This window comes from Acinetobacter sp. LF10 (genome assembly GCF_048585715.1).
In the GTDB taxonomy this organism is placed as follows: Bacteria; Pseudomonadota; Gammaproteobacteria; order Pseudomonadales; family Moraxellaceae; genus Acinetobacter.
The window spans coordinates 2416933-2429298 of record NZ_CP184160.1 but is presented as its reverse complement, the minus strand read 5'-3'; the positions used below and the strand labels follow the sequence as shown (position 1 = coordinate 2429298).

Sequence of the window (12366 nt, the reverse complement as noted above, 5' to 3'; positions counted from 1 at the left end):
GCATAAGGTTATTTAATTCATGGAATTAGAAGAGTTTAAGCAAAAATTTAATTTGCCTCGTATTAGTGAGTATGTTGCACTTTTATCTCAAGAACAAAAAAAATGGTTTTGGGAGTTGTTATCGGAAATTAAGCAAGTATTTCCTGAAATAGATATTTATCATGCAGGTTCATCTAAATATGGATATTTAGGGTTTGGAAGAAAGAAGATTCAAGCGAAGAGAGTTGAAGATTTCTTATTTGTACTTCATTTGGAAAAGAATGGAAATTTTATACTGTACATTACAGATCAAACATATAGATTATTACATGTTGATGAGGATGTCCTACCACAAGGATATGATCAATCTGTACAAAAAGAATTAAATTTGAAGGACTGGCTAGATCAGGTAAAGACATTCACTGAGGAGTTAGACTTAGATTATTCAGGTGAAGATTTATACCCTGTAAATTATGAAGTAGAAGACTATTTTACAACTTTAGAAGCTTACAATTTTTTAAAAACAAAATATCAGAAAACTAAGGAAGCAACCAAGAAAATAGTTGGATTTAGAAATAATTCTAATAGAGAGTTAGCTTTGATTTTAGAAAATTCTAAACCTTCTTTGTTTTTAGGTGTAGACCCAGAAGACAACCAATACTTTCAATTTAAGTTTATTGATAATAATTCGAAAATATTCGGTAAATATGATGAAAACGAAGGGCGTCATGATGGTTTAAAATCCCATGCCACTAGCTTGTCTAAAGGTAATAAAGCTTATTATATTGAGATAAACAGTCTAAGCGATTTAGAAAAATTTTGTGAATGGTATGAATTGGATACACACCAATCAATAGATAACAGTAATTCAAAGGTAAATAAAGAAATGTCGAATAAGATATTACAACCATTAAATCGTATCTTGTTTGGTGCTGCTGGGACTGGGAAAACTTTTAATACAATCAATCATGCACTTTCGATTATTGAAGATAAGTCCCTACAAGATTTGGAAAAAGAAGAGCGTGAATATCTAAAAAATAGATTTGATGAGTATAAGAATAAAGGACAGATTAAGTTTGTAACTTTTCATCAGAGTTTTAGTTACGAGGATTTTGTAGAGGGCATTCGAGCTGAAACAGTAGAAGATAATGAGGGTAAAAAAAATATCGAATATCCTGTAGTTTCTGGGGTATTTAAATCGTTGTGTGATACTGCTCAATCAAAAGTAATTTTAGAAAGCCAAAAGAACAATTTTGATCCTAGTGCAAATGAAATATGGAAAATGTCTTTAGGAAGAGCAGGAGAGGATGAGGATATCTTCGATTACTGCGTCAAAAATCATTGTGTACTTCTTGGATGGGGAGATGACATAAACTTTTCTGGTGCTACTAACCGTAAGCAAGTTGAAGAGATTATGGATGAAAATGGTTATGAGGATTATCGTAAAAAATATCCTTCAGCTTCAAGATTTGTAAATGATTTTAAAAACAAAACAAAAGTTGGTGACTTAATCATCATTTCTGATGGGAACTATAAATTCAGAGCTATTGGTGAAATAAGTGGTAATTATGAACTATTACCTGATAGTGATGATGCACCTAGATACGTTCAAAAGAAATCAGTTAAATGGCTTAAATTGTTCAAACCGAGCCTAAATGTAGAACAACTATTTGATAAAGTTCTTTCGCAACAAACAATTTACAACTTGGCGAATGCAATAAATCTTACCAAACTTAAAAATCTTTTAGATAGTCACCAAAAGGAAGACAATGATAAGAAGTTCGTGCTGATCATCGACGAAATCAACAGAGGTAATATTTCTCGTATTTTTGGTGAACTCATTACCTTAATTGAAGAGTCGAAGCGTCAGGGGGCAGAAGAACAGCTATCTGTTACATTGCCATATTCTAAATATGAGCTTACTGTTCCAAACAATCTGTACCTTATTGGTACGATGAACTCTTCTGACCGCTCTTTAACAGGTTTAGATATTGCTTTACGTCGTCGATTCACTTTTATTGAGATGCCACCTCAACCAAATCTATTGAAAGATGTGAGTGTTGAGGGTGTAGATATTGAACGATTATTAACAGTCATCAACCAACGAATCGAAATCTTAATTGATCGAGATCATTGTATTGGTCACGCTAACTTTATGGTTTTGAAAGAACAACCGACACTTGAAAATTTAGCCCATATTTTTAAGCAAAAAATTATCCCTCAGCTTCAGGAGTATTTCTTTGATGACTGGGCAAAGATCAATTTAGTTTTAAATGGTAATGGAATGCTTAAGCCAAAACCTGTAGAAAAATCAGCAATATTTCCGAATGTAGATTCTGAAGATTTAGGTTACTTTGAAGATAAAAAAACTTGGGAGTTGGTCCCGACATCATTCACGTCTATTGAAAGTTTTGCAAAGATTATTCAGTATTGATAGGGGCAAATATGTCTGATCTGATAACCGTCAGAGAATATGCATATCTTAGTGTTGCATATACTGGATGCCCTGAATCAACGATAGACCATGCTTATATTTCTGCGTCTGCTTTTGATCATTTATGTGAACTCTCAGCATCATTTTCCCGACATGGTGCAAAGGTATTTGAATTAGCTGGGCGTAGGAAACTCAGATTAGATCAATATGTCGGAGTTATCGAAACCAAATGTGGTACGCGTATTGAAATATTACCGAAGCATGTTGATATAGAGCTTAGTGAATCTATTGAAACGGTGATTGCAAAAGAACGTGAGCTTTTAAAAAAGATGCTTAGGGTATCTTTGCATTTACCATATCGGGATGCTGGGGAGGCAAATTTAAGCCGTTTTAAACAGCCTATACATGAGTGGATCATAGATCAGTTTCTTTGTAATTTTGAAAAACTAATTCAACGCGGTTTACGCTTTGATTATCAACGTGTGCAAGAAGAGCAAAAGTACTTGAGAGGGCAATTACAGCATGTGAAACATATGCGGCAATCCCCAGCAAGAATGCATATTTTCCCGATTGAGCACGACATCTATGAAGTTGATCGCCCTGAAAATAGGTTAATTAAAACAGCCTTAGAAGTAGTCTGTAAAAAAACACGAAGTTCTAAAAATTGGAAACTTGCTCAAGAACTTCGCTTAATGACTGGAGAAATTCCAAAGAGTCAAAATATTGCTCAAGATTTTAAACAGTGGCAGTCAGGGCGTTTACTCGTACTATATGCAGATATAAAACCTTGGACTGAGCTGATTTTAAGTGAATATATGCCTGTATCTACTCAAGGTGGTTGGCGTGGAATGAGCCTATTGTTCCCAATGGAAAGATTGTTTGAGCATTATGTCGCTTATCATTTACGTCGAAATTTAAAAAGTTGGGAAATTAAGACCCAATTGTCTAGTCAATATATTTGTCTACATGAAGATAAGCCTATTTTTAAACTTCGGCCAGATATTCATATTCAGCATAAGCAAACGAAGCAGAAGATTATTTTAGATACTAAGTGGAAGTTATTAGATCAGAATAAACGAGGTGAGCGTTTCGGCTTCAAGGATAGCGATATTCAGCAAATGTTCGCTTATAGTTATTATTATTTAGAACATACGAGTGAAGTCATTTTAATTTATCCTCAATATTCGAATAAATTTAATAATGAACTATGTTTTAAGTTTAATGTGCAAAGCGACAAAGCATTTTTGAGAGCGATTCCTTATGATTTAGAAAATCCAGAAAAAATAATGGCCTACATTTCTGATCGTGGTTGATAAGGAGTAATAAATTTTTGGGGGTTAAGAGCTAATATCTTAGGGGCTTAGGAAGTTAAGCATATTAAAAAGTATGGTAACTTCCTTATATGAAAGCAAAAAATAGATACTATTCCCGTTCAAGAATCGCAGAAGCAAAATTCAGGCAAATCATTCGCTTTTTTGCCATGGATTTTACTGCATCTGATACCGCTAAACTTACCAATATTTCTGTTCGCTCCATCAATACAATTTATATCAAATTGCGTAAAAAGATTGCTGTCCAATGTGAAGAAATATCTCCCTTCAATGGCATTGTTGAACTGGATGAATCTTACTTTGGTGCTCGTCGTGTTCGTGGTAAGCGAGGTCGTGGGGCATCAGGAAAAACCATTGTATTTGGGTTGCTCAAACGGGATGGAAATGTGTACACGGAAATTGTACCAGATTGCTCAAAAGCTACGCTGCAAGGGATTATCCGTGGGCATATAGAACTTGATTCAGTCATCAATACAGATGGATGGAGGGGGTATGATGGTTTAGTTGATATTGGCTTTGACAAGCACTTAAGAGTAAATCACGGTGACAATGAATTTGCTTGTGGGGAACGTCATATTAACGGTATAGAATCCTTTTGGGGCTATGCGAAAAAGCGGCTCAGTAAATTTAATGGAATTGACAAGAAGATGTTTTATTTGCATCTTAAAGAAACGGAATATCGTTTCAATCATCGCCATGGTAATTTATACCTCGATTTGCTTAAAATACTCCGTAACAACCCTCTTTAACTTCCTAAGCCCCTATCTTATATTAAACAGTAATTTAGTTTTGAGATAAATACTAGGTTGGAGTTTAAGTAGCGACAATTACAAGCTTATCACGATTGAATCGCTGTATTTTTAATATCATCACAATAATTCGCCCAAGCCTGCATCATTTCAGTACGCTTGTCTAAGTGCTTGGTACGATTATAAGCTGTACCGTGCATATCTCTGACTTTATGAGCTAGTTGTTGCTCAATCCATTCAACAGGGTATTCAAGTACTTCTTCCAAAATAGTCCTAGCTGATGCTCGAAAACCATGTCCGCATGCTTCTTCTGATGTATAGCCTAAGCGACGTAAAGCCTGATTAATTGTATTCTCAGACATTGGACGTTCCCACGAGGTTAGAGCAGGAAAAACATACTCACTATTTGCCTGAGTAATTTCGGCAAGCTCTTTAAGCATTTGAATGACTTGAGCGGATAAAGGAACAATGTGAGATACACCTGTTTTTTTCTTGGTTTTAGGTGGAGTATATTCCCATCGCCCTTTCTCTAAGTCGATATCAGCCCATTTTGCATGACGTAATTCGCCTGGGCGAACGAAGACCAAGGGGGCAATGCGTAAAGCATATTGAGTGATGATTGAACCATCATAATGATCTAAGTCATTTAGGAGTTTTGCGAATTGATCTGGATTAGTGATCGCAGCCATGTGTTTGGTTTCAGGTACAGTCAAAACACCTCTTAAATCCTGTGTAACATCTCGTTCGCATAGCCCGAGAGAAACAGCATAGCGAAAAATTTGACCACATTTAGTTTTTACTTTCTTTGCGGTTTCATGCTTGCCTTCTTTTTCATAAATACGGCATATCTTTAAAATATCCATTGGCTTTAACTCATGGATAGGCACTTTACCAATACGCTTAAAGATGACATCAAATAACCGTTGCTGTCCTTTAACTGTAGCTTCAGCAAAATTCTGTTTTGTTGCCCATTCTTGAGCTATGATTGAGAAGGTATTCTTATTTGCATTTAGTATCTCATTCTCAACTCTTAGCTTCTCTACTTGAGGGTCTATATTTTGGGCAAGTAAAGTACGTGCTTCATCACGTCGTTGTCTAGCTTCTGCCAGACTAATGATAGGGTAGTTACCAAAGCTTATAGAATTACGTTTTTTTGTATAAGGGCGAGCATAGTCAAAACGCCAAAACTTCTCTCCATTCTTGGTAATCATTAAAAATAAGCCTTTCCCATCTGACAGTTTTTGTATGTTCTCAGGATCAGCTTTAGTCTTTTTGATTTTAGTATCAGTAAGGGGCACAACAACTTTTGGCATTTTTGCGGTATTAGTTAATACGGTAAGATGAGTTTACCGTATAAGTTACCGTAAAGGAACTTAGATCTTTGTAGACTAATAGAGACAAACATTACTTATGTTTTTAATAATATATTGATATTTATATATTTATTTATTTTGAATATTCTATTAAATACAAAAATAGACAGTGAAATGGTGCGCTCAGCGGGACTCGAACCCACGTCGGTCGCTTAGGAGGCAACTGCTCTATCCAGTTAAGCTATAAGCGCATAATTTTATGATTATAAACAAAAAAGTGATTGCCTAAGCAACCACTTTTTGATGAATTTGATCAGATATTTAGTCTTTAGCTTTAAGCTTTAAAGCTTTATATAGCACAAACATTAATACAATCCAGATCGGAATCATCAGCACAGATTCTTTGAAACCTTGTTGCCACATGATGTACAGCACGACTGCAATGAAAACTAAGACTAAGTAGTTACTGATTGGTGACCATAACGCAGGGAAACTGGTTTTTAAATTCTTTTGCTTCACCATCGCTTTGAATTTTAAATGAGTTAAGCTGATCATTGCCCAGTTAAGCACTAGAGCACCAACCACCACATACATCAAATGACCTAAGGCATCTTCTGGAACAAAATAGTTCAACAGTACGCAACCAAAAATCAATAAAGCAGATAATAAAACAGCAGGAATCGGGACACCTTGTTTATTTACTTTAGCGAAAACTTTAGGCGCATTTCCTTGTTGTGCTAAACCGAAAAGCATACGGCTATTGGCAAACATACCGCTGTTATATACAGATAAAGCCGCTGTTAAGATAATAAAGTTAAGTAAATGAGCTGCCCAACCAATTCCCATTTGACTAAAAATCATCACAAATGGGCTCTTGTCTAAACCACCTAAATCAAGTTGGTTCCAAGGCACAAGTGATAATAGGATTGTTAAAGAGCCAATATAGAAAACTAAAATACGTACTACAACTTGGTTAATCGCTTTAGGTATTGTTTTCTTTGGCTCATTGGCTTCTGCCGCAGCCATACCAATCAATTCGATTCCGCCAAAGGCAAACATAATAAAGGCAAGCATATAGAACAAACCATCGAAACCATTTGGGAAAAATCCACCATGTGTCCAAAGGTTGCTAAACGATGCGGTTGAGTTTGCATCAGCAGTGAAAAGCAAGAATAAACCAAATAAAATCATGGCCACAACAGCTGTGACTTTAATGATAGCTAACCAAAACTCTGATTCACCATAGAATTTAACGTTAGTTAGATTAATTGCCGTAATAATCACAAAGAAAAATAACACTGATTGCCAAGCCGCAATATGAGGCCACCAGTAGTTAATGTATTTTGCAACCGCAGTCAGTTCACTCATCGCAACAAGGATATATAGTACCCAATAATTCCAACCTGATAAGAATCCTGGAAACTTCCCCCAATATTGATAAGCAAAATGACTAAATGAACCCGCGACAGGTTCTTCGACAATCATTTCACCGAGTTGACGCATGATGAGAAATGCAATTAGACCGCCAATTGCATAACCTAAAATAATGGATGGTCCAGCAGACTGGATGACTTGTGCAGAACCTAAAAATAAGCCCGTACCAATAGCTCCACCCATCGCGATGAGCTGAATATGGCGGTTTTTAAGTCCACGCTGAAGTTGAGAGGAATCGTTGTTCAAAGGACTGAGCTCGACGAGGAATAATTCGAATATTCTAATAGATTGCAAAGTTTTAGCCTAGTAAAAGTACAGCTTGGCTATGACTGGAAAGTAGTTTTTAAAAGTTATTTAAAATCCTATATTTGAACGAATAGTAAACTATATGGTGGTGGTATTTTAGACATTTAAATCAGACTTTTGTTTTTTAAACAGCAGTTGTTTATTTTCATGCCATTGTTAAGTTATTCAACTTTACTCAATATACACGATGTGCTTTATCTATTCCGTTTTGCTTTAATCGTATAGTCGTATGGCATTTCAGATGACTCTACGATACTTTAAGCTCACATTCACTTGCACTAAGAACATGATAAAAGGATGAAATTGACATGAGTTCAGTACCACAAATTAAAGTCCCTGCAACCTACATGCGTGGTGGCACGAGTAAAGGTGTCTTTTTCAATCTCAATGATTTACCTGAAGCCGCACAAGTTGCTGGAAAAGCACGTGACTTGCTCTTGCTACGTGTCATAGGAAGTCCAGATCCTTATGGTAAACAAATTGATGGTATGGGCGGTGCAACTTCAAGTACCAGTAAAACAGTGATCTTGGCAAAAAGTGCAGAGCCAGAGCACGATGTTGACTATTTATTTGGACAAGTTTCTATTGATCAAGCTTTCGTAGATTGGAGTGGTAACTGTGGCAACTTGACTGCAGCAGTCGGTTCATTTGCTATTTCTAATGGTTTGGTCGATGCAGATCGTATTCCTGAAAATGGGATTTGTACGGTACGCATCTGGCAAAAGAATATTCAAAAAACCATTATTGCACACGTCCCAGTAACCAATGGTCAGGTTCAAGAAACAGGTGATTTTGAATTAGATGGAGTGACTTTCCCTGCAGCAGAAGTTCAAATTGAATTTTTAGACCCCGCTGATGATGGCGAAGAGGGTGGGGATATGTTTCCTACAGGAAATGTTGTTGATCAATTGGTTGTGCCTGATGTTGGAACATTCCAAGCGACATTTATTAATGCAGGCATTCCAACGATTTTCTTGAATGCTGAAGATATTGGCTATCAAGGAACAGAATTACAAGATCGTATTAATGGGGATGCCGCAGCCTTAGCGCGTTTTGAAAAAATTCGCGCACATGGTGCAGTTCATATGGGTTTGATCAAAGATATTTCAGAAGCAGCAGCACGTCAGCATACGCCTAAAATCGCTTTTGTTTCAGAACCTAAAAGCTATACTTCTTCAAGTGGAAAAACTGTTGAAGTAACAGATGTTGATTTATTGGTACGTGCATTGTCTATGGGTAAGTTACATCACGCCATGATGGGTACAGCAGCCGTGGCGATTGGAACGGCAGCAGCCATTCCGGGTACTTTAGTGAATTTAGCAGCAGGGGGGGGCGAACGTGAAGCAGTTCGTTTTGGTCATCCATCTGGCACTTTGCGTGTCGGTGCTCAAGCCGAGTTAATTGATGGGAAGTGGGCTGTGAAGAAAGCAATCATGAGTCGTAGTGCACGTGTTTTGATGGAAGGTTGGGTTCGTGTACCAGGTGATACTTTCTAAATGCTAATTTAATCCCGTGAATAAAGCCTTCATTTGAAGGCTTTATTATTTTGAAGTTATTCAAAACACAAAAACAATTTCTCTAAATAAATAATGTTATGATGTTGTCATTCTGACAAGTTTTTGCCAGTTGACCCTTTCATTAAAATTTCCCGAGGCAATCGTGTCATCTATTTCTCAAGTTAATGCGGATGTTCTACAACAAGCCCAACAACGTATTCAACAAGATTTATTGACAGCATTGGCTGCATTTTCCATTCCAGAACCTTTAAAGTCAGCGGTTCATCATGCGGTGATGTTGGGGGGGAAACGTGTCCGTCCAGCGTTATGCTACGCAGCAGCTTCGTTACAGTCGAACCACAATTTTTCGGCGGCACGTCGTGCTGCTGTTGCGGTTGAGTTAATTCACTGTTATTCGTTGGCGCATGATGATTTGCCATGTATGGACAATGATTTGCTTCGCCGTGGTCAGCCAACATGTCATGTCGCATTTGGTGAGAATACAGCATTATTGGCAGGCGATATTTTGCAGTCAATGGCATTTGAGATTTTGGGAAGCCGTTTGTTTGATGAACAGGGACAGGGCACAGATGCAGCAGTTGTCTTGAAACAAATGCAGATTTTAGCGACAGCCAGTTCGAGAATGGTAAGTGGTCAGGTCTTGGATTTGCAGGCTGAAGGCAAACAAGTCGATCAAACTGAATTAGAAAATATTCACCGTAATAAAACGGGTGCGTTGATTCAAGCCGCGATTATGATGGGTGCTGTGACCATCTTTAATGGGACAGATCAAGCAATTCCTAAATTGCGTCAATTTGGGCAAACCATTGGTTTAGCTTTTCAAGTACAAGATGACATTCTTGATGTTACCGCGAGCACTGAAATTTTAGGTAAAACTGCGGGTAAAGACGAGCAAGTACAAAAATCTACTTATCCCGCCTTGATGGGTTTGCAACAGGCTCAAGCTTATGCCCAAAATTTACATGATCAAGCCTTTGAAGCATTGGCATATTTTGGCGATGATGCCAAAGAATTAGTTGAGATTTCACAATTCTTGTTAGCACGTCAAAGTTAATCTAAGCTAGGACTGTATACCCATAAAAATGAAATAGGATACGGTTTATGAATGAAGATCAACTAGAACAATTGGCACTGGAGTATGGACAAAAACTTGCTTTTTCGATCCAGTCACAACCTTTTGGCCCAGATTGTGAAGTATTTAAAATTTTTGACAAGATGTTTATGTTGATTGGTTCTTACTCAGGAAAATTGATCATCACTGTAAAATGTAAGCCTGAAAAAAGTCTAGAATATCAAGAACTCTATGCCTCAATTTCAGCGGGTTATCATATGAATAAAAAGCATTGGATTTCGATTGCCAGTAATTCAGATATCACAGCTGATTTAGTTCAGGATCTCATTCAAGATTCTTATGATTTGATCGTAAAACAGCGACCAGTCAAAGATCGAAAATTGATTAATCAATAATTTTTTTGAAATCATGAATTTAAGTACAGTTATACTCAACTCTTTATTCGCTCTTTTGATTTCTTTTTAAAATTGATAACCCAAAAAATAAATTGGAAGATAAATAAGGTACATAAAACTTTGATCGCAATTGGATCGAAAAAATAATTTAATAGCCAACTGATTATTAAAAATATAATTTGGAAAAAGGGAATAGCTGGAAAAATGGTAACAAATGCATTTGGTTTGTCACCATTTTTCATATGACAAGTATTACGAGACTGTATTTCTGAGGATAAAATTTGCCCACAATAAATGAAACTTAGGATTAAACCTATAATATAAATCATGAGCTTAAAATTTTTATGTGATCAAATGTGCTACTACAAACAGTAACACATTTGAGTTATTAAAATTAATGTTTCCCCATAATTCCACGGATAGCATTAAGTACATCCGATGGGAGTACCACAGTTTTTGCATTGCTTGATTTAGATAGATCCTGCATTGCTTTCACATATTGCTCACCCAATAAATAAGCAACAGGAATTTCTTTATCACCTACAGCAGTGGTGATCATTTCAATCGCACGTTGTGAAGATTCAGCAAGGACTACCTGAGCTTCTGCATCACGACGGGAAGCTTCTAAACGACCATCCGCCTCTAAAATTGCAGCTTGTTTTTCACCATCTGCTTTCGTCACCGTTGCACGACGTTGACGTTCAGCCGCTGCTTGTGCTTCCATCGCAGCTTGCATGGTGTGAGATGGTTGAATATCTTGAATTTCAACTGTTTTAAGGGTGATGCCCCAATCTGAAATATCATCAGAAATGGCAGCTTTTAATTTTGCCTTAATGTGGTCACGAGATGATAAAGCATCATCTAAATCCATTTCGCCGACGATCGAACGTAATGAAGTTTGCACTAGGTTTTGAATCGCCCATGTATAATTTTCAATTCCATACACGGCTTTTTCTGGAGTTGTTAGATTGATATAAGCGACTGCATTCATTACTAAAACAGCATTGTCTCGAGTAATCACTTCTTGTGATGGAATATCTAACACAATATCTTTCGTTGTAATTTTATACGCCACTTCATCGATATAAGGAATAACAAAGTTCAGACCTGGGTTTAGGGTGGTATGGTATTTACCTAGACGTTGCACAATCCATTTATACCCTTGAGGAACAATACGTACCCCTTTAAAAATAGTTGTGCCAATAAAAGCTAAAAGTGCTAAGACAACAATAGTACCGACAGGCATTGGAAACCCTCTTTATGTTTATGAGTTGCTATGTGGTTGAACGACTAAATCATTACCTAAAATATCAATTACTCGGACACGATCACCAACTTGTATTGGAGCTGTAGAACGGCAATTCCATTCATCAGAACCTAAAATAGGCATGGGAAAACGTACAACGATTTGTCCATGATCAAGTCCAGTTTTAATCACCATACCCACTTGACCTATTGTTGATTCACGCGCTAGACCTGCTTTAGTTTTATCAATTGAAAGTGGTTTGATAAACTTGAACCAAAGAATCGTACATAAAATGGATAAAATTCCCCATGTGACCACTTGGGTGGTAAAGCCCATCATTGGGAAAAGCCATAATAAAATGCAGACCATAATTGCGGCTACGCCAAACCATAACGCAGCAAAAGCGGTCAAAATCAACTCTGAAAGGATCAGCAAAATTCCTAATACAAACCAGTGCCAAGGTTCAACTACAAATTCCATAGATTTGCTCGCATCATTAAACTGAGTTAGGTGAAAAAACATTCACTTTGGCACTTTAGCAGATCATTATGTTTATGAATATACAAAGATTGTTTTTTTAGATATTGGGG

The 12366-nt window shown here is 36.9% G+C and carries 10 protein-coding genes and 1 tRNA gene; 6 read left to right on the top strand and 5 right to left on the bottom strand.

The features are described from left to right. Nucleotides 1–19 precede the first annotated feature (19 nt). The 3 genes from ACN19N_RS11695 to ACN19N_RS11685 all read left to right on the top strand — a co-directional run bounded on the left by ACN19N_RS11695 (nucleotide 20) and on the right by ACN19N_RS11685 (nucleotide 4493). Nucleotides 20–2413 (top strand): AAA family ATPase, encoded by a 2394-nt coding sequence (locus ACN19N_RS11695; protein ID WP_420001376.1) that lies wholly within the window; start codon nucleotides 20–22, stop codon nucleotides 2411–2413. An 11-nt stretch (nucleotides 2414–2424) separates the two neighbouring features. Further along, nucleotides 2425–3726, top strand: coding sequence for an McrC family protein (locus ACN19N_RS11690; protein ID WP_420001375.1), 1302 nt, complete (start codon nucleotides 2425–2427; stop codon nucleotides 3724–3726). Nucleotides 3727–3815: 89 nt separating this feature from the next. Then, nucleotides 3816–4493, top strand: a complete 678-nt coding sequence (locus ACN19N_RS11685; RefSeq protein ID WP_269239394.1) for an IS1595 family transposase — start codon at nucleotides 3816–3818, stop codon at nucleotides 4491–4493. 89 nt (nucleotides 4494–4582) lie between these two features. Here the strand turns inward: ACN19N_RS11685 and ACN19N_RS11680 are convergent, their stop codons facing one another. From ACN19N_RS11680 to ACN19N_RS11670, 3 genes are all read right to left on the bottom strand, one after another. Beyond that, on the bottom strand, nucleotides 4583–5806 hold the full coding sequence (locus ACN19N_RS11680; protein ID WP_420001374.1) for a tyrosine-type recombinase/integrase: 1224 nt from the start codon (nucleotides 5804–5806) through the stop codon (nucleotides 4583–4585). Nucleotides 5807–5981: 175 nt separating this feature from the next. Continuing rightward, nucleotides 5982–6057 (bottom strand) — tRNA-Arg (locus ACN19N_RS11675). 70 nt (nucleotides 6058–6127) lie between these two features. Beyond that, on the bottom strand, nucleotides 6128–7486 hold the full coding sequence (locus tag ACN19N_RS11670) for an amino acid permease (RefSeq protein WP_269228530.1): 1359 nt from the start codon (nucleotides 7484–7486) through the stop codon (nucleotides 6128–6130). 368 nt (nucleotides 7487–7854) lie between these two features. Between ACN19N_RS11670 and prpF the strand changes: the two genes are divergently transcribed. From prpF to ACN19N_RS11655, 3 genes are all read left to right on the top strand, one after another. Beyond that, nucleotides 7855–9042, top strand: a complete 1188-nt coding sequence (prpF, locus tag ACN19N_RS11665; RefSeq protein WP_269238367.1) for a 2-methylaconitate cis-trans isomerase PrpF — start codon at nucleotides 7855–7857, stop codon at nucleotides 9040–9042. Nucleotides 9043–9205: 163 nt separating this feature from the next. After that, nucleotides 9206–10117, top strand: coding sequence for a polyprenyl synthetase family protein (locus ACN19N_RS11660; protein WP_420001373.1), 912 nt, complete (start codon nucleotides 9206–9208; stop codon nucleotides 10115–10117). 47 nt (nucleotides 10118–10164) lie between these two features. Beyond that, nucleotides 10165–10530: an MmcQ/YjbR family DNA-binding protein gene (locus ACN19N_RS11655; protein WP_269228524.1), complete on the top strand. Its 366-nt coding sequence runs from the start codon at nucleotides 10165–10167 to the stop codon at nucleotides 10528–10530. Between the two features lie 394 nt (nucleotides 10531–10924). Here ACN19N_RS11655 and ACN19N_RS11650 read toward each other — a convergent pair whose 3' ends face one another. Both ACN19N_RS11650 and ACN19N_RS11645 read right to left on the bottom strand, forming a co-directional pair. Then, the gene (locus tag ACN19N_RS11650; protein ID WP_269228523.1) at nucleotides 10925–11776 is read right to left on the bottom strand and encodes an SPFH domain-containing protein; all 852 of its coding nucleotides are present in this window, start codon (nucleotides 11774–11776) and stop codon (nucleotides 10925–10927) included. An 18-nt stretch (nucleotides 11777–11794) separates the two neighbouring features. After that, entirely contained in the window at nucleotides 11795–12256 is a 462-nt protein-coding gene (locus ACN19N_RS11645; RefSeq protein ID WP_269228522.1) for an NfeD family protein, read from the bottom strand. Between the last annotated feature and the right edge of the window lie 110 nt (nucleotides 12257–12366).